Origin of the sequence: Acidovorax sp. 100, assembly GCF_003688355.1 — a bacterium.
Classification (GTDB): Bacteria; Pseudomonadota; Gammaproteobacteria; order Burkholderiales; family Burkholderiaceae_C; genus Acidovorax; species Acidovorax delafieldii.
In genome coordinates this window covers 4,747,909-4,767,245 of sequence record NZ_REFD01000001.1, presented here as the reverse complement: position 1 = coordinate 4,767,245, position 19,337 = coordinate 4,747,909, and the positions used below count along the sequence as shown (strand labels likewise).

The following is a 19,337-nucleotide window of genomic DNA, read 5'->3' as shown; positions in this document are numbered from 1 at the left end:
TTTCATGAGGCGCTCATTTCCCTTCGCGCTGGCCGCCTGCGGCCTTTCCGTTTCGGCTGCTGGGCCCGCTGCCGCACAGGACCTGCAGGTCTATGGCCAGGTGCGGCTCACCGTCAACAATGTCAAGACCGGCAACACCGGTTCCGTCACGGAAGAGCGCGACAACGCATCCCGCCTGGGCTTTCGCGGCAAAGAAGACCTGGGCGATGGCCTGGCCGCGTTGTTCGGCCTGGAGATGGGGCTCGAAGCCGACTCCGGCGCCGCCACCACGCCAGCGTTTCGCAACAGCTATGCCGCCTTGCGCGGCAGCCTGGGCACGGTGGCGCTGGGGCGGCTCGACTCCGCCAACCCGACCGGTTCGCCGCTGTACTCGCAAGTCACGCGCATCACCTCGTTCGCCGCCAACGATGCCGGGGCCACGGCCATCGGCACCTCCATCCTGAACGCGCGCAACCGCACGTCCAACGCCATCGGCTACCAAAGCCCCACCTGGGGCGGCGTCAACCTGCGGGCACGCTACTACCTGCGCGGCGATGCCAAGACGCCCGAGCAGGAAAACGGCGCCAAGTCGCTGGACCTGGGCCTCAACTATGCCGACGGGCCCTGGTCGGCAGGCATCGGCTACGGCAAGGACACGCGCCCGGGTGGACTGCTGGCCAACGAGTTCTCGAGCAAATGGCAGGCCGGCGTGCGCTACGACTTCGGCGCGATCGAGCCCTATGTGCTGCTGGGCCGCGATACCTACGCCAGGACGTCGCCCACCACCCGCGCCGATGTGGACTACTGGCTGGTGGGCACCCGCTTTTCAGCTGGCCAGCACGCCATCGTGGTCAACGTGATGCAGCGCGATGTGCAGGCGTCGCTGCGCGGCCTGCGCAAGCGCCAGCAGGTAGCCTATACCTATGCCCTGTCCAAACGCACCGAGCTGCAGGCCTTCGTCGACCGCGACGGCGTCGATTCGAGCCGCAGCAATGTGTCCGTGCGCGCCATTGGCGCGGGAGTTCGCCATGATTTCTGATAACAAGCACCGCATGATTCCCTGGATGTCCCGCATTCCGCAAACGCTCGCGCTGTTGTGTTCATTCATGCTGTGCCACCCGCTGATCGCGGGCGCGGCCGAGTTCCCCGAGAAGCCCGTGCGCATCGTGATTCCGTTTCCGGCAGGGGCAGCTGCGGACACGGCCATGCGTGTGGTGGCACGCAAGATGTCGGACCAGTGGCGGCAGCCTGTCGTCATCGACAACCGGCCCGGTGCGCACGGCTTCCAGGCGGTCTCCTCGGCGCCAGCCGACGGGTATACGCTGCTGATGGGCGCAGGTTCCGGCATGGTGACGGCGCCGCTGCTGTCCAGCAAGCTCACATACAACCCGTCGCGCGACTTCGTGCCGGTGGGGCGGGTGGTGGTCAACGTGCCCATCCTCACCACACACCCAAGCCTGCAGGTTCGCACGGTGCAGGAGCTTATCGAGCTGGCGCGCAAGAACCCCGGCGGCCTGAACTACAGCACCAGCGGCAACGGCAGCCCGGGGCATTTGTCGATGGAGATGTTCCAGGCGGCCACCGGCACGCGCATGGTGCAGATCCCGTACAAGGGCGGCGGCCCGGCGGTGAACGAGCTGGCGGGCGGGCATGTGCAGCTGGGCATCAATGCGGTGCCCAGCGTGGCTGCGCATATCAAGGCGGGCAAGCTGGTGCCGCTGGCGGTGGCCAGCGCCAAGCGCTCGCGCGCCTTCCCGCAGGTGCCGACCATGGCCGAGGCGGGGCTCAAGGACTTCGAGTACGACATCTGGTACGCCCTGTTCGCGCCCACCGGCACTCCGGCGGATGCGGTGCAAAAAATCAGCAAGGTGCTGCGCGCATCGCTGGCCGACCCGGAAGTGACCGCCTCGCTGGTGGCGCAGGGTGCGGAGCCCGCACCCACCACGCCGCAGGAGCTCGGCCGCTTCATCCAGGAAGACACGGCGCGCTGGGCCAAGCTGGTCAAGGACCGCAACCTCAAGCTCGACTGAGGCAGGACCTTCCATGACCACGATGATGAATCCAATGGCGCCGTCCGCCGCCCCGGCCGGTGTGGGCGGGGTGATGCGGCACACCTGCCGGGTGCCCATGCGCGACGGCGTGCACTTGGCCACCGATGTGTATCTGCCGGCCGGCCACACCGGCCCCCTGCCGGTGCTGCTGGAGCGCACACCCTACGGCAAAGACGAACCCACCCGGCGCGAGCGCACCGCCGCCAATCCCGCACCCCTGCGGCGCGGCGAGGTGGCCGAGCGGTTTGCCCGCGAGGGCTACGCGGTGGCGGTGCAGGACTGCCGGGGCCGCTTCGACTCCGAGGGGCAGTTCACCAAGTACCTGGGCGAGGCCCACGACGGCGCCGACACCATGGCCTGGATCGTGGCGCAGCCCTGGTGCAACGGCTCCGTGGGCACCTACGGCCTGTCGTACGCGGCACACACTCAGACGGCGCTGGCCAGCCAGCGGCCCGCCGGGCTCAAGGCCATGTTTCTCGAATGCGGCGGCTTTGCCAATGCCTACCGGGGCGGCATCCGCCATGGGGGTGCTTTCGAGCTCAAGCAGGCCGTGTGGGCCCTGCGCAATGCGCGCAGCGGCAGCAACAGCCTGAGCGACGCCGCACGCCAGGCGCTCGACCAGGCAGACATCGGCGAATGGTTCTTGCGCCTGCCTTGGACGCGCGGCGATTCGCCGCTGCAGTGGGCTCCCGAGTACGAGGACTATCTCTTCGGCCAATGGGAGCGCGGCAGCTTCGACGACCACTGGCGCCAGCCCGAGCTGTATGCGGCAGGCCACTACGGCGCCTTCGAAGGCGTGGCCGTGATGCTGATGTGCGGCTGGTGGGACCCGTATGCGCAGACCACCACCGACAACTACCTCGGGCTCTCGCAGCGCGGGCAGGGCGACGTGCGCATGGTGCTGGGCCCCTGGACGCATGGCGAGCGCAGCGTGCCGTACGCGGGCGATGTGGACTTCGGCCGCGATGCGGTGCTGGATGGCACGCTTGCACCCGACTACGTGCACATGCGGCTCGCGTGGTTCAACCACTGGCTGCGCGGGCAGCCGCTGCCCGAGGGCCAGGACGATGCCGTGCGCTATTTCCGCATGGGTGGGGGCTCCGGGCGGCGCACGCCGCAAGGCCGGCTCGACCACGGCGGGGCCTGGCGCAGCGCGGCCCGCTGGCCCGTGCCGGCGACCACTCTGGTGCCCTGGTACCTCGCACCGGGCGGGCTGCTGTCGCAGTCCGTACCGCAGGCCGAGGCCCAGGCCGGTTTTTGCTTCGACCCCGCAAGGCCGGTGCCCACCGTCGGGGGCTCCGTCACCTCGGGCGAACCGCTGATGGTGGCCGGTGCCTACGACCAGCGCACGCACGACGGGTTGTTCGGTGCGCAGGCGCCGTTCGGGCCGCTGGCCGGCCGGGACGACGTGCTGGTGTTCCAGACGCCGCCGCTCGACAGCGATGTGGAGATCACCGGGCCGGTGACCATCGCGCTGTGGGTGTCGTCCACCGCACCCGACACCGACTTCACGGCCAAGCTGATCGACCAGTACCCGCCCAGCGAGGACTACCCCGAGGGGTATGCGATGAACCTGACCGACGGCATCCTGCGCTGCCGCTACCGCGACTCGTGGGAGCAGCCGGGGCTGATGGCGCCTGGCGAGGTGGTGGAGATCACCATCGAGCCCATGCCCACGTCCAACCTCTTCCGCCGAGGCCATCGGATACGGCTCGACATCTCGAGCAGCAACTTCCCGCGGTTCGACGTCAACCCCAACACCGGCGCTCCGGAGGGCAGTGCGGGGCCACGGGTGGTGGCGTTCAACACCGTGCACATGGGGCCGGGGCGTGCGTCCTGTGTGGTCTTGCCGATGCAGCCCATGGCGTCTGCCGAGGAGTCCCCCGCGCGGTGAACCGGGGCGCCCGGGCGGCGGCTCAGCGGCACGTCGCCGGGGGCGCAGCGCCGCGCCAGCGCGACACACTCTCCATGATCAGCACCGTGCACACCATCCACGTGCTGCCCAGCAGCCAGCCTGCCAGCACATCACTGGCGTAATGCACGTGTAGCACCACGCGGCTCCAGCCGGTGGTGAAGATCAGCGCGCCGGCCAGCACCACCGCAGGCAGGTGCCAGGCGCGGGGCAATAGCCGCGTGGCCAGGTAGGCCAGCATGGCGTAGGCCACCATCGATGCGCTGCTGTGCCCACTGGGAAAGCTGTAGCCGCTGGCCTCGGCGATGCCGTGCGTGTGGTCGGGCCGCACGCGCTCGAACAGACGCTTCAGCACCTTGGTCAACGCGCCGTTGCCCGCCATGGCCACCAGCCAGCCGGTGGCCAGCAGGCGGTGCCGGCGCAGCCACAGCAGGGCGGCCACGCCCAGCGCCAGCGCGGTCAGCACCCAGGTGTCGCCCAGGTGGGTGAGGGTGGCAAACCATTGCAGCACGGCGGCGGATGCCTGTGCTTGCAGGCCTGCGGCCAGTGCGTCGTCCAGTGCGCCCCAGGTGCCCGGGGCGCGCCCGCTTTCGGCCAGCTCTGCCAGCGCGGCACCTGCCAGAGCCAGCGTGCAGGCCGAGGCGGCCATGGCGGCCACCAACACCCAGCGCGCTTGCGCCGGAAACATGCGGCCCAGCGGGGCGCCTGCGTGTTGTCGCAGGCGGCGCAAGCCGGTCAAGGCGACGCTACCCAGCAGGGCAAACGACAGCACGCCAGCCATCCACCAGCCCAGGGGGTGTTGCGCCAGCAGGGCGCCGATGTCGGTGGCGGCCAAAGCACTGGAGGTTGTGGTCATGGAGATAGTGGGTCCTTTCTTTGGATGCACCCGCAGTTCGGGCGGCCCCTGGAGAGAAGCCGTGGGTTGTACCGAAGTTCCCAGCATCCCGTTGCGTGGTGGGTGTATTGCATCGTCACTGCCGCTGTCGGAGCCGGCTGACAAAGGGTAGGCGTGGCTACCGGCTGCGCGGGGCACAACCGTTTGTCACCATGGAGTGCCCTGCAATCCGTGTTGGCGCTCATGGTGTGGTGTGGGCCTGCGGGCTCGCCCGGTCGCTGCGATTGGCTCAGCGCGGTGTGGGGTTGCTCTTGTTTGTTGCAGAGTTTTTGAATGACACCTTCGGAACACACCCTCCCTCCTCAGCCCCGTGGCCCCATCCATCTGGTGGTGCCACGGCGGCCAGGTGCCGACCTCGACCTGCTGCGCGCCAAGCTCGAAGGTGTGCCTGCCCTACAGGCGCACGACGTGGTGTGGCACGTGCCTGACCGGCGTGCCGACATCGTGCAGCTGGCCGAGCAAGCCGCCCAGGCCGCGCAGGACGATGGCGGACTGGTGGTGGCCGCCGGGGGGGACGGCACCATCAACGCGGTGGCGTCGGCCGCGCTGCGCGCCGGGGTGCCGCTGGGGGTCGTGCCCATGGGCACCTTCAACTATTTCAGCCGCGAGCACGGTCTGGCGCTGGACCCCGAGACCGCCGTGCAGGACCTGCTGCAGGCGCTGCATGCTGGGGACCTGCGGCCGGTGCAGGTGGGTTTTGTGAACCGCCGCATGTTTGTGGTCAACGCCAGCGTGGGCCTGTACCCCAAGATGCTGGCCGACCGCGAGATGGCATCGCGCCGCTTTGGACGCAAGCGCTGGGTGGCCATAGCGGCGGCGGTGTGGAGCCTGTTTCGTCCCGCATCGGGCCGCCGCTGGCGCGTGGTGATGAAGACGCACCAGGGCGCCGAGGCGCAGCAGGAGGAGCATCTGGTCACCACCCTGTTTGTGGGCAATAACCCCTTGCAGCTGGACCGCATGGGCCTGCCGCAGGCGCAGAAGGTGGCAGACGGCGGGCACTTGGCCGTGGTGATGCTCAAGCCCCAGGGGCGCTGGGCCATCGCCCGCACCGTGTGGAACGCGGCCACCGGCCAGCTCGACAAGGACAACGCGGTGGTCAGCATGGCGTGTGCCGAGCTGACCGTGGCGCCCGCCAGCTGGCGGCCCCCGCAGGTCAAGGTGGCGTTTGACGGCGAGCGGGAGTGGATGGCGCCGCCCCTGCATTTCCGCATCAGTGCGCGGCCGCTGTGGCTGGTGACACCGAGCCCGCTGGTGCGCGATGGCGCAGCGCAGACCCCGCCACCAGAAGAGACCGCTTTCGCAGCCTCCGCAACCGACACGCCTGCGCCCGGCATTACCCCCGCCCCCGGCTTGCTGCCCGCATGATGGGGCCCCCCGTGCGCCAGCCCACTGCCTGCGACCACCTGCCATGACTGTTCTGATGCACCTGTCGGACTTGCACTTCGGTGCGCACGACCCGTTGGTGTGTGCTGCTGTGCAGCGGCTGGCGCAACGCCTGGGGGTGGCAATGGTGGTGGTGTCGGGAGACCTCACGCAGCGCGCCACGGCCGAGCAGTTTGAGCAGGCCGCGCGGTTTGTGCAGGGCCTGCATGCGCGCAGCACCCTGGTGCTGGCGGGCAACCACGACCTGCCCCTGTTTGCGTGGTGGATGCGCTGGGGCCGTTCGTACGAAAGGTTCTCCGAACAGTTCGGCATGGACCAGGAGCCCGTGCGGCAGATGGGAGCGTTCTACGTGGTGGGCGTGAACACCACGCGTGCCTGGCGGCACGAACGCGGCAGCCTGTCGTCTGCCCAGATCGAGCATGTGGCGCTGCTGCTGGCGCGTGCACCCCCGGGTGTATGGCGCATTGTGGCCAGCCACCACCCCCTGGTGGCGCGCGACGCCGAGGACCGCGACCACCGACCCCACCGCGCAGACGAAGCCGTGGAGCGCTGGCGCATTGCCGGTGCGCAAATGCTGCTGTCCGGCCACGTGCACCAGCCGCGCCTGTTGCAGCCGGTACCGGGGCTGTGGGCCAGCAGCGCGGGCACGGCGGTGTCGCACCGCCTGCGGCACGGTAGCCCCAACAGCCTGGTGGTGCTCAGCACCGAGGCATCGGGCGCTGCGCCAGACGGCCAGGCGAGGGTGGCAGCACGGTGGGACTATGACGGCGCGGTGGGCGAGTTTGTGTGTGTGGACCGGGTAGCTGCCAGGTGACGGCGGAAGACGCATCAATTGCTATGTTGTTGATAGCATTTGATGCATATGGATGTAGCGCTGCAAGCCAGAAAGACCCAATTTTTCTACCGGGAAGCGCCGCGGCGCTGCTGGCACGCCCCACACCGGTTTTCTGATAGCGTGCAGGTGCCGCCGACCTCGCTGTTGCTGCTTTGCCCGAGGTGTTTTCACCGGTTGACCAGCCGTGGGGCGGCGCCTATTCTGGGTGGTGAATGGCAGGCATTGCCTTTAGAACCTGAACAGGTTCTTACCCCCACCCACAAAAACCCGGCCGCTCCACGCCCCAGACCTCCATGCACAAAGAATTCCACCACGACGCCGTGCGCCGCCTGCAGGCGCTGATCGAACGCGAAACCGGCAAGCCCCTGGGCGAGGCGGCGCAGGCCGAGATGGCGGGCATCCTGCACGGCATGGAAAACCCCGAAGGTGCTGCCGCCACCGGCCTGGAGGTGGCGCCACGCGAGGTCACCATCCTGCTGGCCGACCTGCGCGGGTTCACTGCGCTGTCGGGCTCACAGCCCGCGTCGGTGGTCATTGCGGCGCTCAACCGCTGCCTGGCACGGCTGTCGGAGGTGGTGTTCAAGTACCAGGGCACCATCGACAAATTCATGGGCGACTCGATCATGGTGCTGTTCGGCGCCCCGGTAGCCCGCGACGACGATGTGGACCGCGCGCTGCTGTGTGCGGTGGAGATGCAGATCGCCATGCGCGAGCTGAACCTGGCCCACCTGACCGAGCGCCTGCCGGAGGTGTTTCTGGGCATTGGCGTGAACACGGGCACGGTGATGGCCGGGCGCTTTGGCTCGGATGTGTATTCCGAATACACGGTGATCGGCGAGGCCGTGAACCTGGCGTCGCGCATCGAGGCGCTGAGCCTGCGGGGCCAGGTGCTCATCAGCGACTCCACCTACCAGCGCTGCTGGGGGCTGGTGTCGGCGTCTGCGCCCATGCAGGTGTTCGTCAAGGGGCGCACGCAGCCCGTCAGCCTGCGTGAGCTGATCGCCATCCCGTCGCACAAGCTCAAGGTGCCCCGCCAGGAGTTCCGCCGCAGCCACCGTGTGGACGCGCGCCTGCCCTGCCTGTGCCAGCGCATGCAGGACAAGATCGTGGTGCCCCACATCGTGCACGGCGCCATCCGCGACATTGGCTACCACGGCCTGCTGGTCGAGCTGATCGAGCCACTGGAACCCCACAGCGAGATCAAGCTGGAGTTCGAGCTGCCGCTGGTGGACTACCGCGTGGCCGATGTGTATGCGCGGGTCATCACCCTCAAGCAAGAGGGCGACGAATGGGTGGCCGGGCTGGAGTTCACCTCCATCAGTGCCGAGTGCCGCGCCAAGGTGCAGATGTTTGTGCAGCTGCTGGTGGCGCACTGACGCGCGCGCACACCGCACCGCTGGCCGTTCAGCATCCCAGCATGCTGGCGAGATCGGCCAGGTCCTTGGCGTGCAAGTCATTGCCGGGCTGCGGCGACACGTCTTTGGGCTGTGCCACGCCAAACTCGTGTGGCCGTTCGATGTACGCCGTGCGCAGGCCACAGCCCCGCGCAGCGGCCAGGTCGTCGTGGTGCGCCGCCACCAGCGCCACCTGCTGTGGTGGCAGGTCAAACACCCGCGCCACGCCCAGGTAGGTGTCGGGATGCGGCTTGTAGGCCTTGAACACCTCGGCGCTCAACACACAGTCCCAGGGCAACCCGGCGCGCTTGGCCATGTTGGTCAGCAGGCCGATGTTGCCGTTCGATAGCGTGGTGATGGTGTAGCGCTGTTTGAGCCGCGTCAGCCCCTGCACGCTGTCGGGCCAGGCATGGAGCCGGTGCCACGCGCGGTTGAGGTGGTGGCGCTCGGCATCGCCCAGGTGTGCCAGCCCAAAGCGCGGAAGGATCTCGTCCAGGATCTGCCGGTGCAGGGCATCGATCAGCGTCCAGCCCTGTTCGCCGCGCATCACCCGCGCCATGGCGGGCTGGTAGCCCGCGCGCCACGCCAGTGCAAACGCATCGGCATCCACCTGGGGATAGAGTGCCCGCACCTCGCGCGCAATGCTGCCGTGCCAGTCCACCACGGTGCCAAAGATGTCGAAGGCCAGCACCTGCACCTGGGCAAAGGGATGGTCGGCAGGCAGGGCAGCGGGGTTTGTGGATGGGAGGGTGTTCATGCGCCCATCGTAGATGGCGGCGGCCAGCCCTCGTCCCCACTGCGGCATTGCCGCCACACTGCGCACAAAGGGCTGGAGTGTTGCCCGCAGCTTGCGCTACATTGGCTGCGGGCTGGCCTTTCTGTCAGCCACGTCGCTCGGACGGTTCCGGGCGCTTACGTGAAAGTCACACCGCATGTCTGCATCGCAGGGCAAGCGCCGTTTTGCGCGCATCGATCGCCTCCCTCCCTACGTCTTCAACATCACGGCCGAGCTCAAGCTCGCCGCCCGCCGCCGGGGCGAAGACATCATCGACATGAGCATGGGCAACCCCGACGGGGCCACGCCACCGCACATCGTCGCCAAGCTCACCGAAGTGGCCCAGCGGCCCGATACCCACGGCTACAGCGCCAGCAAAGGCATCCCGCGCCTGCGCCGCGCCATCAGCCACTGGTACAAGGACCGCTACGCGGTGGACATCAACCCCGACACCGAGGCCATCGTCACCATCGGCTCCAAGGAGGGCCTGGCCCACCTGATGCTGGCCACGCTGGACCGGGGCGACACCGTGCTGGTGCCCGACCCCAGCTACCCCATCCACATCTACGGTGCGGTGATTGCCGGTGCCGACATCCGCAGCGTGCCCGTGGCGCCCGATGTGGACTTTTTTGCCGAGCTGGAAAAGGCCATCCGCGGCAGCTACCCCAAGCCCAAGATGATGATCTTCGGCTTCCCCAGCAACCCCACCGCGCAGTGCGTGGACCTGGGCTTCTTCGAGCGCGTGATTGCCCTGGCCAAGAAGCACGACATCCTGGTGGTGCACGACCTGGCCTATGCCGACATCGTGTACGACGGCTACCGCGCCCCCAGCATCATGGAAGTGCCCGGCGCCAAGGACGTGGCGGTGGAGTTCTTCACCCTCAGCAAAAGCTACAACATGGCCGGCTGGCGCGTGGGCTTCATGGTGGGCAACCCCGACCTGGTGGCCGCGCTCGCCCGCATCAAGAGCTACCACGACTACGGCACCTTCACGCCCCTGCAGGTGGCTGCGATTGCCGCGCTGGAGGGCGACCAGCAGTGCGTGAAAGACATCGCCGCCCAGTACCAGCGCCGCCGCGACGTGCTCTACAAGGGCCTCACCGAAGCCGGCTGGGCCGTGGACTGCCCCAAGGCCAGCATGTACATCTGGGCCCGCATCCCCGAGCCGTATCGCGCGCTGGGCTCGCTGGAGTTTGCGCGGCAGCTGCTGGACAAGGCCAAGGTGTGTGTGTCGCCAGGCATCGGGTTTGGCGACCAGGGGGATGAGTACGTGCGGTTTGCGCTGATCGAGAACGAGGCGCGGATTCGGCAGGCGGTGCGGGGGATTCGCGCCATGTTCAAGGCGGATGGGTTGTTGAAGCTGCCCCCGGTGATACCCGCCTGAGAAAGGCGCCGCAAGGCGGCGCTGAAACCCGTTGCAACGACTGCTTACGGCATTGGCATGCGCCGCCGCGTAGACTGCGGCGCATGTTTCTGGACTACAACCCCGACGACCTCGACGTCACCATTTCCGAACTGCTGGTGGCCACCAGCGACGCTGCCGACCCCGACCTGCCAGCGGCTGTGCCGCAGGTGCTGAAGCTGCTGCGCACCCGCCTCAACATGGACGTGGCCTTCGTGTCCCAGATCACCGAGGGGCGCAGAACCATTAAGGCGGTGGACAGCGCCGCAGACTTTTCCGCAGTGCAGCCGGGCAGATCGGATCCCGTGGAGGAAAGCTGGTGTCAGTGGGTGATCGAGGGGCGCTTGCCCGAAGCGATCAAGGACGCCGGGCACCCAACCCCGGCTTTCCCATCGGCACGCATCTGAGCACGCCGGTGCGGCTTTCGGGCGGTGAGATATATGGCACGTTGTGCTGCTTCAGCCGTGGCGTGCAGGCCGACGTGGACATCGGCCGTCTGCGGTACACAGCTGACCTGCTGGCCTCCCGGCTCACACTGGATCCCGGGCAGCGCTGACCTCCTGCAGGGCAGTGTTGATCGGCCCCTTACATCGCCCAGATCCGGGGTACTTCCCCTTCCAGCGACCACATCGCCTGGCGCCACGCCACCCGCACGGCCTTGAGCAGTTTCATCGCGGGCTCCACCTGCGGCGCCAGCACGCGCACCACCACCATGCGGTCGTTGGGGCTGGTGGCGCCTGCGGTGGCCTTGACCAGGGGGTGCTGATCCATCACCGCACGGGCCGCGTCCAGTGCGGTGTCGCGGCGCGTCCGGTCAAGTGGGGTGCCTGCGGCAAAGAACATGCTGGCCATGCAGCGGTGGCCCGCCAAGCCCAAGGGGCTGCTCAGCAGCCGGTCGTCGGCGGCGTCGATGACGCCGCGCTCCAGCCACAGGCCGGGCACTTCCAGGTGCTGGGTGAAGCGGCCTTGTTCAAACGGCTGGCCCGCGTGCGGCAGGCCCAGTGCGGTCACGTCCCAGGCGATGCATTCGGCGCCGGGGGCGAGGTTCAGCGTGAGGTGGTTTTCAGCGTGGCAGGCGCTGTAGCACAGGGCTTCCAGCGGCAGCCACTCCAGGCGCGCGCCTTCGGTAAGGGTGAGGTGGCTGCGCTGCAGCGCCAGCGGGCCAGTGGAGCGGTAGAAGCGCGTGGCACCGGGCGTGGTGACCAGGCCATGGGCGCCAGGGCCCACGGTGGCGGTGATGTCCAGCGTGTCGCCGCCCACCAGGCCGCCGGGCGGGTGCACCAGCACGTTGTGGCAGATGGCGTCGCCCTCGGGGTACAGGCTTTGCAGGATGCGCAGCGGCCCGTTGTGCTCGTAGCGGGCTACCGTGCGGGCGCTATGTTCTGCCGTGTAGTCGAGCTGAAGGCGGGCGTGCCAGGGCATGTTTCGATGGTTTGCTACTAAATGAGTAGCTGATTATGCCCTGCAGGTAAGCGGTAGAGGCCCGTGGGTGCGACACGCGCCACCCGTTTTCTCTACGCTGTTTGGCGTACAGGTGTCTGCACGGGGGCTGTGGGTTCGGCCGTGTACCAGCTGCGCAGCTTGCCCGGGTTGAGCAGGCCCTGGGGGTCGAAGCGGCGCTTCATGCCCACCACGGCCGGGTCCAGGTTGTTCTGCTTGCCGTCTTCCACGATGTACACATGTGGGTTGTTGATCTGCACGCCGTGGTCGCGGTAGATCTGCATGATCTGGTTCAGACGCTCTTCGGTGGTGTAGCGGATGATCTGCAGGCCGCTGCAGTTGAAGGCGCCCTCCTTGGTGCGCAAGAACTCCAGGTGCATCATCACCTCGCCCTTCAGCGCGGCCTCCAGCGCCTTCACCTGCTTGAGGCGGTGCATGGGGTTGAAGCCGCTCTGGATGTAGGTCAGGCCCTTGTCCACCTTGAGGGCGTGCAGGGTGGTGTGGTTCCAGGTGTATTCGAGCAGCGTCTTGTGGCTGCTGGCCACTTCGTCGGCCGTCTTGCGGTAGGTGACCTGGCCGCCGTGCTGGGCCACCATGTCGCGCATGCCGGCCTCGGAGTGCGGGGCCACCAGCAGCAGCACCGCATGCTGGTCGGCAGGCAGGTGCTCTGTCAGACTGGTGAAGTACTGCGGGATGGGTGCCGCCAGAAAACACACCTCTTTTTTCTCCAGCCCGGGGGCGCTGCCAAAGCGGTCGGCAAAATCCAGCGCGGCGTCGAACTGTTCGAAGGTGGCGATGCATTCGGTCCAGTCCACGGCAGGGGTCAGGGCCACTTCCAGCTCCAGAACGATGCCGTTGGTGCCGTAGGTGTGGTGCAGCAGCATGGCCTCGGGGCCGCGCAACTCGATGACCTGTGGCTCGGGCTCCACCGTCATCGCTCGCACGGCCAGCACGTTGCCAGGCGCGGCCAGCGGGCCGTGGTTGATGGAGCCAGCGCCCCCAAAGCCGCCGCCAAACAGCCCGCCCAGCGTGGCGCTGCGGTAGGTGCTGGGCAGCCAGCGCAGCTCTTGCCCGTGGGGCTTGGCCTGTGTGTCAAAGTCTGCCAGCCGGATGCCCGACTGCGCGCGGCCCACACCGCCGCGCACCCAGCCAAAGGCGTTGTAGCCCGACAGGTCCAGGATCACGCCGCCGTGCAGTGGCGTGCTCTGGCCGTAGTTGCCGGTGCCGCTGCCGCGCACGGTGAGGGGAATGCCCGCACTGGCGCAGGCGGCCACCACCTGGCGGATTTCTGCTTCGGTGCGCGGGCGCACGGCAATGTCGCCGCGCTTGCCCGCCAGGTCGCGTTTAAGCACGGGGCTGAACCAGGCAAAGTCCTGTGAGAGGCGGCCCACGCGCAGCGGGTCGGCGATCCAGTCGAGGTCGGGCAGCAGGTCGGGCAGTTGATGGGCGGTGGTGGTCATGTCGGTATCTCCTTGGCCGCTGGTGGCCGTTTTGGGCAAAAGGAAGCCCGTGCCGCGCGCCAGTGGCTGCGCGCGGTGTGTTGGCGATGGGGTTGAAAGGGCTAGTCGTGCGACGTTTCGCTGGCGTGCCAGCCGCCCAGGGCGACACGCGTCAGCCACGCCATCAGTACGAACAATGCGACCCCGGTGAGGGAGATCAGCAGCAGCGCAGCAAACATGCGCGGGATGTTGAGCTGGAAGCCCGCCTGCAAAATCTGGTACGCAAGCCCCGCACCCTGGCCCCCGGTGCCCGCCACAAACTCCGCCACCACGGCGCCGATGAGCGCCAGGCCGCTGGAAATGCGCAGCCCGCCAAAGAAGTAGGGCAGCGCGCTCGGGATGCGCAGGCGCAGCAGGGTCTGCAGCCGCGTGGCGCGGTTGAGCTGGAAGTAGCTTTGCAGGTCAGGCTCCACACTGCGCAAACCCAGCGTGGTGTTGCTGATGATGGGGAACAGGGCCACCAGTGCGGCGCAGATCACCATCGAGGCCATCGGGTCCTTCACCCAGATGATGATGAGCGGTGCCACGGCCACGATGGGCGTGACCTGCAGCAGCACGGCGTAGGGGAAGAGCGCGGTCTCGATGCGTTTGCTCTGGACAAACAGGAACGAGATCAGCACGCCCGCCACCGTGGCCACCACAAAGGCCAGCACCGTGATCTTGACGGTGACCCACAGCGAGCCGCCCAGGGCGGCCCAGTCGGTGAACAGCGTCTTCATCATCAGGATCGGTGAGGGCACCAGGTAGGGCGGTAGCTCCATGGCCGTGACCAGCCCCTGCCACAGCGCGATCAGCACCAGGCCGACCAGCACGGGGTACACCACGCGCTGCACGCGGGGTTGGGCCATGAGCGGCGGGCGTTTGGGTGTGGCCTTGGCGGCAGGTTTGGCAGAGACTGGTGCAGGCGCTGATCGCGGTGCGGCTGCGGGGTGGGCGGTGACCACGGGCGACGCCATCGGTGCGGAAGGGAAGGGGGTGCTCATGCCACGGTCTCCTCGGTGTCCACGCTGGCGCGAAGCAGGCTGTCCTGCAGCAGCTTGGCGTAGCGGCTGAATTCGGGCGACACCATGAAGTCGGCCGTGCGGGGGTAGGGCGCGTCGATGCAGAACTCTTCGACCACGCGGCCGGGGCGCGCGGCCATCATGACCACGCGGCTGGAGAGGAACACCGCCTCGTGGATCGAGTGCGTCACAAAGATCACAGTGAGCTTCTTCTTGCGCCACAGATCCAGCAGGTCGGCGTCGAGCTTGTGGCGCGTGATTTCGTCGAGTGCGCCAAAGGGCTCATCCATTAGCAGCAGGTCGGGCTGGGTGACCAGGCCGCGCGCAATCGACACGCGCATCTGCATGCCGCCGGACAGCGCGCGGGGCAGCGCATGGGCAAATTTCGACAACCCCACCAGAGCCAGCGCCTCGGTCACGCGGGCATCGGCCTCTGCACGCGGCACGCCCGCCAGGTCCAGTGGCAGGCGCACATTGGTCTGCACACTGGCCCAGGGCATGAGCGTGGGCGACTGGAAGACAAACGCCATCTTCTTGCCGCTTTCGTCCAGCTGTGCCACGGGTTTGCGCCACAGGTGCAGGCGGCCGTCGGTGGGCTCCAGCAGGCCCGCCACCATTTTCAGCAGCGTGCTCTTGCCGCAGCCCGAGGGGCCGAGCAGGGTGACGAATTCGCCTTCCTCAATGGTCAGGTCTACTGGCAGCAGGGCCTGGGTGCCATTGGGGTAGGTTTTTTCGGCCGAGAGCACCTCCACGGCGGGTGTGGGGCGCGGCGCGGGTGCCAGAGGTGGCGAGGCAGCGGGAATGGACATGGTGGTGCCTTTCGATGGATGTGGCCGGGGAGGCTGGCCGCTGTGTCAGGGCGATGGGGCTTATCTGTCGTAGCGCTTGGCTTGGCGCCAGCCGCTGGAAACTGGCGCGGCCCGAGCCAGCGAACGCCGAGCAAGAGCCGCCCCGCAGCGAGGGCGTTGTCCCCCTTGGGGGAAGGCGCGAAGCGACTCAGGGGGGATCAAGGAAGAACCTTGAGGTCTTTGACGAACGACGTGGTGTAGGTCTCGGCCAGCTTCACCTTGGCAGGGTCGATGAGCTTGGCGTCCACCAGGAAGTCGTAGCTGGCCTTGGCGCGTGCGTCGGTCATGATGCCGATGCCCATGGTGGTGGCATCGCCGCCCGTGGCCATGCCCATTTCCTTGAGCTTGGCCACGCTGTAGGCGAGCTGCTCGTCGGTCATGTTGGGGTTGTCCTTCTTGATGAGCGCGTTGGCCGGGGCTGGGTCGGCCAGGTAACTCTTCCAGCCTTCCATCGATGCCTTCACGAACGAGGCCACAGCGGCGCTGCGGTCCTTCACCGTCTTTTCCATGCACGAGATGGTGGTGGCATACGCTGGGTAGCCTTGGTCGCTGAACATCAGCGTGTTGGCCTTGACGCCCGCCTTGGCAATCGCAAACGGCTCGGATGTCAGGTAGCCCTGCTGGGCGGCGTTTTTGTCGGCCACGAAGGGCTGGATGTTGAAGGTGTAGGGGCGCGTCTGTGAGTCGGTGAAGCCGTACTTGGCCTTGAGCCAGGGCCAGTAGCCGCGCTGGGCCGACGAGGCGATCAGGATGGTCTTGCCCTTGAGGTCTTCGAATTTCTTCACGTCCTCGTGTGCGATGAGTACCTGCGGGTCCTTCTGGAATACGGCCGCCACATTGACCACGGGCACGCCGCCTTCACGCATCTGGATCATCTGCAGGTCGCTCGACCCCATCACGCATTCGGCCTGGCCGGCAGCCATCATCTGCACGATGTTGACCTGCGGGCCGCCCATCTTGATGGTCACATCCAGCCCGTACTTTTTGTACAGGCCCGTAGCCACCGCCTGGTAGAAGCCGCCATGCTCGGCCTGCGCGTACCAGTTGGTCATGTAGGTGAACTTTTCCTGCGCGTGGGCCTGCATGGTGCCGACGGCAACAACAGCGAGCAGCGCGGCTGCACCAAGTTTGGAAAGGTGGGAGGCGGTCTTCATCATGGTGGTACTCCGGTAGGGTGGTGGAGGTGGAACGAAGGGACAACGAAGGGGAAGGCAGAAAGGTTTTGCGGTGGCGTTTGCAGGTTTCAGGCCAGTGCGCTGGAGTGCTCCACGTGCCCGGTGTGATTGGCGCGGCCCCAGGTAGGCTCTGGGCGTGGCGCCCACTGCAGCTTGTGCAGCTCGGTAATGGCGGCGGCCCAGCTCACGGCCAGCGAGTCGAGGATGGCGTGCCCTTGTTCGGCCGTGGCGGGCAGCGGGTCGCCAATGATTCCGCTGGGGCCGAAGTCGCGTGCACTCCAGGCGCAGGCCGGGCGGCCGTCGGGTGAGAGCAGGGGCGAGTCAAAAACGGGCGGGTAGTTGACTACCGCACGCTCCATGTGCACGGTGTCGGGGGCCAGCGCCAGCATCAGCGCCGTCTCGGCGTGGCCTGCGTGCATCGCCAGTTTCTTTTCGGTGTCGGACAGGTACTTGCCCGCCACATGCGGCACACGCCAGGTGAAGCTGGGCACCACAATGAAGTCGCCATGGCGCAGGCGCAGCTCGCGTGCGCACATTTCCATCACCTGCGGCTGGCCGCCGTGGCCGTTGACGAACAGCAGCTTGCGAAAGCCCGCGCGGTACACCGACTCGCCCACCTCGTTCATGGTGGCCAGCAGGGTCTCGCCGCTGAGCGTGACGGTGCCGGGAAAGTGCAGGTGCTCTTCGGACTTGCCGTAGGTGATCGGCGCCATCGCAAACGCAGGCACATCGGCCGGCAGGCGCGCCAGCGCATGGCCCACCACCCCCGCGCTGATCACCGTGTCCACCGCACAGGGCAGGTGCGGGCCGTGCTGCTCGGTGGCGCCCGTGGGCAGCACGATGACGGTGTTCTCCTTGTCCGGCAGGTCGGCGATCTCGGTCCAGCTCAGGTAGGGCAGGTAGCGGTGGGGCGGGTTGTAGCCGTGCAGCATCGGTGGTTCTTTCGTGAAGGAAGGCGTTGTCAGCGCAAGGGGAGGTAGGCCGTAGCCTCCACCTCGATGAGGATGTCGGGGGTGGGCAACATGCCGCTCACTTCCACTACGGTGGATGCGGGGGGCTCGCCGGGGAAGAACAGCTTGCGCACGCGGCTGTACTGCGGGAAGTGGTCCAGGTTCTTGAAGTACTGCACCAGCTTGAACACGTCGGACATCTGGCCGCCGGCGGCCTCGATGGTCTGGCGGATGCGGTCGAGCACATACCAGCTCTGCGCGAGGATGGGGCCTTCCTTGATGTCGCTGCTGAACTCGCCCGTGCGGCCAATCAGCGTGGCGGCCTCATGCGGGATGTCGTCGTAGCCACGCACGATGCGGCTGGCGGCAGGGTCCACGGCAATGATCCCGCTCAGGTAGATGAAGTCGCCTGCGCGGCGCCACGCGGCGTAGCGGGCCAGGGGCTGGGCGATGCCTGGCGCAGATGTGGGGCTCATGCGAGGCTCCTTGCGGATTGGGTGGTTGGCACATGCCAGGCAGCCGGTGCATGGCCGCTGGCGACGCGGCCCTGGCGCAGCACCACACGGCTTTGTGCGCGCGATGGAAAGCCCCAGTGGTCGGCCTGCGTGAAGACCAGCAGGTCAGCCACCGTGCCAGGCTGCAGCGGCAGCGCCGTGGTGCCAGTGCGGCCGGTGCGCAGCCAGTCGGTGCGGCACAGCGATTCGCTCCATTGGTCGAAAGGTGCATCCAGCTGCGCAGCCAGAACGCCCGTGGCCAGGGCTTCCAGCGGGTCGAAGCTGCCCACGGGGCAGAACGGGTCTTGCACGTTGTCACTGGCGACCAGCACCGGGATGCCACGTGCACGGGCTTCCTTCACCAGCGTCAGGCCACGCTGGCGTGGCGTGCGGCCGGTGGTGGCGTCCTGCAGCAGCAGGTTGGTGATGGGCAGCGTGACCAGCGTGATCGGGCTTTGTGCCACCGCGTCGAGCGTGGCGAGGGCCGTGGCCTCGTCCTGTGCGGCCAGGGCGCAGGTGTGGCCGCAGACCACATGGCCTTCGAAACCCAGCTCCTTGAGCAGTGCGGCCGTGGTCGCCAAGCCCTGTGCGCCGGGGTGCAGTTCTTCGTCCACATGCAGGTCCACGTTCAGCCCGTGGTGTTGTGCGGCTTCCAACAGGTGGCGCAGCGCCTGCGGGTCCCAGTTGGTGGAATGCACAAAGCCGCCCAGCAATGCGCCGGGGCCGCTGGTGGCCACAGTGGCGGCCAGCCGCAGGGCGGCGCTGCGGTCTGCGTACAGGTGCAAGGGGATCAGGCTCACGCGCTCCAGCGTGATGCGGTCGGCCCAGTCGTGGGCCAGCGCGCGCAACACGTTCCAGGCCAGTGGCTGCGCGTCGGGCTCCCACCAGTCGCAGTGGGTGCGCAGGTGCACGGTGCCTGCGTCGTAGGCCCATTGCAGCGCGCGGCTGGCGCGGGCGTGGATGTCTGCTTCGGTCCAGCTTTGGCGATCCACCATCATGGCCTCGATGGCGCCCAGCAGGCCGGGTTTGACTTCTCCCATGCGCGGCAGGGTGAAGGCCTTGTCCAGGTGGGTGTGCGCATCGACCAGGCCGGGCAGCACCAGCGCGCCGGCCACGTCCCACACAGCGCCGTGTAGCGCAGGCTGGGTGCCGTGGGGCCGCACTTGCACGATGCGGCCCTGGGCCAGGCGCAGATCGGCCAGTGCGGGCTGGTGGCCCTGCTGCGGCCACGCGGAGGGCAGCAGCCAGCGCGGCAGCCGGGCGCGCAGGATGTGGTCCGGGGTGTTGAATGCGTGCATGCCGTG

18 protein-coding genes and 1 pseudogene are annotated in these 19,337 nt (G+C 67.7%); 8 read left to right on the top strand and 11 right to left on the bottom strand.

The window, feature by feature from the left end; all coding sequences use genetic code 11:
* The first annotated feature begins 4 nt into the window (after window positions 1–4).
* Genes C8C96_RS21765 through C8C96_RS21755 form a run of 3 tightly spaced genes read left to right on the top strand, consistent with a single transcriptional unit; the run spans window position 5 to window position 3,924 of the window.
* Complete coding sequence (locus tag C8C96_RS21765) at window positions 5–1,018, top strand: porin (protein WP_121943622.1); 1,014 nt, start codon at window positions 5–7, stop codon at window positions 1,016–1,018.
* A 25-nt stretch (window positions 1,019–1,043) separates the two neighbouring features.
* The gene (locus tag C8C96_RS21760; RefSeq protein ID WP_121944138.1) at window positions 1,044–2,009 is read left to right on the top strand and encodes a tripartite tricarboxylate transporter substrate binding protein; all 966 of its coding nucleotides are present in this window, start codon (window positions 1,044–1,046) and stop codon (window positions 2,007–2,009) included.
* Between the two features lie 13 nt (window positions 2,010–2,022).
* On the top strand, window positions 2,023–3,924 hold the full coding sequence (locus C8C96_RS21755; protein ID WP_233584290.1) for a CocE/NonD family hydrolase: 1,902 nt from the start codon (window positions 2,023–2,025) through the stop codon (window positions 3,922–3,924).
* 22 nt (window positions 3,925–3,946) lie between these two features.
* On the opposite strand, the gene C8C96_RS21750 is transcribed toward C8C96_RS21755, so the two are convergent.
* On the bottom strand, window positions 3,947–4,798 hold the full coding sequence (locus C8C96_RS21750; RefSeq protein ID WP_121943620.1) for a phosphatase PAP2 family protein: 852 nt from the start codon (window positions 4,796–4,798) through the stop codon (window positions 3,947–3,949).
* 312 nt (window positions 4,799–5,110) lie between these two features.
* On the opposite strand from C8C96_RS21750, the pseudogene C8C96_RS25460 reads away from it, so the two are divergent.
* A pseudogene (locus tag C8C96_RS25460) lies at window positions 5,111–5,485 on the top strand (diacylglycerol kinase family protein); the annotation flags it as partial.
* Here the strand turns inward: C8C96_RS25460 and C8C96_RS25455 are convergent.
* Window positions 5,431–6,048, bottom strand: coding sequence for a hypothetical protein (locus tag C8C96_RS25455; protein ID WP_370107404.1), 618 nt, complete (start codon window positions 6,046–6,048; stop codon window positions 5,431–5,433). The pseudogene C8C96_RS25460 and the gene C8C96_RS25455 overlap by 55 nt on opposite strands.
* A 197-nt stretch (window positions 6,049–6,245) precedes the next feature.
* Between C8C96_RS25455 and C8C96_RS21740 the strand changes: the two genes are divergently transcribed.
* Both C8C96_RS21740 and C8C96_RS21735 read left to right on the top strand, forming a co-directional pair.
* Window positions 6,246–7,034: a metallophosphoesterase gene (locus tag C8C96_RS21740; protein WP_233584289.1), complete on the top strand. Its 789-nt coding sequence runs from the start codon at window positions 6,246–6,248 to the stop codon at window positions 7,032–7,034.
* Between the two features lie 314 nt (window positions 7,035–7,348).
* On the top strand, window positions 7,349–8,431 hold the full coding sequence (locus C8C96_RS21735) for an adenylate/guanylate cyclase domain-containing protein (protein WP_108498312.1): 1,083 nt from the start codon (window positions 7,349–7,351) through the stop codon (window positions 8,429–8,431).
* Window positions 8,432–8,459: 28 nt separating this feature from the next.
* Here C8C96_RS21735 and C8C96_RS21730 read toward each other — a convergent pair whose 3' ends face one another.
* The gene (locus C8C96_RS21730; protein ID WP_121944137.1) at window positions 8,460–9,206 is read right to left on the bottom strand and encodes a haloacid dehalogenase type II; all 747 of its coding nucleotides are present in this window, start codon (window positions 9,204–9,206) and stop codon (window positions 8,460–8,462) included.
* A gap of 175 nt (window positions 9,207–9,381) precedes the next feature.
* Here C8C96_RS21730 and alaC point away from each other — a divergent pair, with 175 nt between their 5' ends.
* Window positions 9,382–10,608: an alanine transaminase gene (gene alaC / locus C8C96_RS21725; protein WP_121943617.1), complete on the top strand. Its 1,227-nt coding sequence runs from the start codon at window positions 9,382–9,384 to the stop codon at window positions 10,606–10,608.
* 83 nt (window positions 10,609–10,691) lie between these two features.
* Window positions 10,692–11,033, top strand: a complete 342-nt coding sequence (locus C8C96_RS21720) for a hypothetical protein (RefSeq protein ID WP_233584288.1) — start codon at window positions 10,692–10,694, stop codon at window positions 11,031–11,033.
* A gap of 178 nt (window positions 11,034–11,211) precedes the next feature.
* Here C8C96_RS21720 and C8C96_RS21715 read toward each other — a convergent pair whose 3' ends face one another.
* From C8C96_RS21715 to C8C96_RS21675, 8 genes are all read right to left on the bottom strand, one after another.
* A complete protein-coding gene (locus tag C8C96_RS21715) occupies window positions 11,212–12,048 on the bottom strand; it encodes an urease accessory protein UreD (protein ID WP_121943616.1) in 837 nt (278 codons plus the stop codon).
* A gap of 92 nt (window positions 12,049–12,140) precedes the next feature.
* Window positions 12,141–13,526 (bottom strand): FAD-binding oxidoreductase, encoded by a 1,386-nt coding sequence (locus C8C96_RS21710; protein ID WP_121943615.1) that lies wholly within the window; start codon window positions 13,524–13,526, stop codon window positions 12,141–12,143.
* 101 nt (window positions 13,527–13,627) lie between these two features.
* Window positions 13,628–14,548 carry an ABC transporter permease gene (locus C8C96_RS21705; protein ID WP_370107371.1) on the bottom strand — a complete coding sequence of 307 codons (921 nt, stop codon included), beginning with the start codon at window positions 14,546–14,548 and terminating at the stop codon, window positions 13,628–13,630.
* Window positions 14,545–15,375: an ABC transporter ATP-binding protein gene (locus tag C8C96_RS21700; protein WP_121943614.1), complete on the bottom strand. Its 831-nt coding sequence runs from the start codon at window positions 15,373–15,375 to the stop codon at window positions 14,545–14,547. Before C8C96_RS21700 ends, C8C96_RS21705 begins: the two co-directional genes overlap by 4 nt.
* A 197-nt stretch (window positions 15,376–15,572) precedes the next feature.
* Window positions 15,573–16,571, bottom strand: a complete 999-nt coding sequence (locus C8C96_RS21690) for an ABC transporter substrate-binding protein (protein ID WP_370107369.1) — start codon at window positions 16,569–16,571, stop codon at window positions 15,573–15,575.
* An 86-nt stretch (window positions 16,572–16,657) separates the two neighbouring features.
* Window positions 16,658–17,521, bottom strand: a complete 864-nt coding sequence (locus tag C8C96_RS21685) for a creatininase family protein (protein WP_121943612.1) — start codon at window positions 17,519–17,521, stop codon at window positions 16,658–16,660.
* Window positions 17,522–17,550: 29 nt separating this feature from the next.
* Window positions 17,551–18,015, bottom strand: a complete 465-nt coding sequence (locus tag C8C96_RS21680) for a RidA family protein (RefSeq protein ID WP_121943611.1) — start codon at window positions 18,013–18,015, stop codon at window positions 17,551–17,553.
* Entirely contained in the window at window positions 18,012–19,331 is a 1,320-nt protein-coding gene (locus C8C96_RS21675) for an amidohydrolase family protein (RefSeq protein WP_121943610.1), read from the bottom strand. The genes C8C96_RS21680 and C8C96_RS21675 overlap by 4 nt, the downstream gene beginning before the upstream one ends.
* Between the last annotated feature and the right edge of the window lie 6 nt (window positions 19,332–19,337).

Bases quoted from the DNA above. Each gene is read 5' to 3' on its own strand.
- C8C96_RS21705 (WP_370107371.1), bottom strand. From the start codon at position 14,548: ATGAGCACCCCCTTCCCTTCCGCACCGATGGCGTCGCCCGTGGTCACC.
- C8C96_RS21735 (WP_108498312.1), top strand. From the start codon at position 7,349: ATGCACAAAGAATTCCACCACGACGCCGTGCGCCGCCTGCAGGCGCTG.
- C8C96_RS21750 (WP_121943620.1), bottom strand. From the start codon at position 4,798: ATGACCACAACCTCCAGTGCTTTGGCCGCCACCGACATCGGCGCCCTG.
- C8C96_RS21715 (WP_121943616.1), bottom strand. From the start codon at position 12,048: ATGCCCTGGCACGCCCGCCTTCAGCTCGACTACACGGCAGAACATAGC.
- C8C96_RS21740 (WP_233584289.1), top strand. From the start codon at position 6,246: ATGACTGTTCTGATGCACCTGTCGGACTTGCACTTCGGTGCGCACGAC.
- C8C96_RS21675 (WP_121943610.1), bottom strand. From the start codon at position 19,331: ATGCACGCATTCAACACCCCGGACCACATCCTGCGCGCCCGGCTGCCG.
- C8C96_RS21690 (WP_370107369.1), bottom strand. From the start codon at position 16,571: ATGATGAAGACCGCCTCCCACCTTTCCAAACTTGGTGCAGCCGCGCTG.
- C8C96_RS21760 (WP_121944138.1), top strand. From the start codon at position 1,044: ATGTCCCGCATTCCGCAAACGCTCGCGCTGTTGTGTTCATTCATGCTG.
- C8C96_RS21700 (WP_121943614.1), bottom strand. From the start codon at position 15,375: ATGTCCATTCCCGCTGCCTCGCCACCTCTGGCACCCGCGCCGCGCCCC.
- C8C96_RS21765 (WP_121943622.1), top strand. From the start codon at position 5: ATGAGGCGCTCATTTCCCTTCGCGCTGGCCGCCTGCGGCCTTTCCGTT.
- C8C96_RS21730 (WP_121944137.1), bottom strand. From the start codon at position 9,206: ATGAACACCCTCCCATCCACAAACCCCGCTGCCCTGCCTGCCGACCAT.
- alaC (WP_121943617.1), top strand. From the start codon at position 9,382: ATGTCTGCATCGCAGGGCAAGCGCCGTTTTGCGCGCATCGATCGCCTC.
- C8C96_RS25455 (WP_370107404.1), bottom strand. From the start codon at position 6,048: ATGCGGAAATGCAGGGGCGGCGCCATCCACTCCCGCTCGCCGTCAAAC.
- C8C96_RS21685 (WP_121943612.1), bottom strand. From the start codon at position 17,521: ATGCTGCACGGCTACAACCCGCCCCACCGCTACCTGCCCTACCTGAGC.
- C8C96_RS21680 (WP_121943611.1), bottom strand. From the start codon at position 18,015: ATGAGCCCCACATCTGCGCCAGGCATCGCCCAGCCCCTGGCCCGCTAC.
- C8C96_RS21710 (WP_121943615.1), bottom strand. From the start codon at position 13,526: ATGACCACCACCGCCCATCAACTGCCCGACCTGCTGCCCGACCTCGAC.
- C8C96_RS21720 (WP_233584288.1), top strand. From the start codon at position 10,692: ATGTTTCTGGACTACAACCCCGACGACCTCGACGTCACCATTTCCGAA.
- C8C96_RS21755 (WP_233584290.1), top strand. From the start codon at position 2,023: ATGACCACGATGATGAATCCAATGGCGCCGTCCGCCGCCCCGGCCGGT.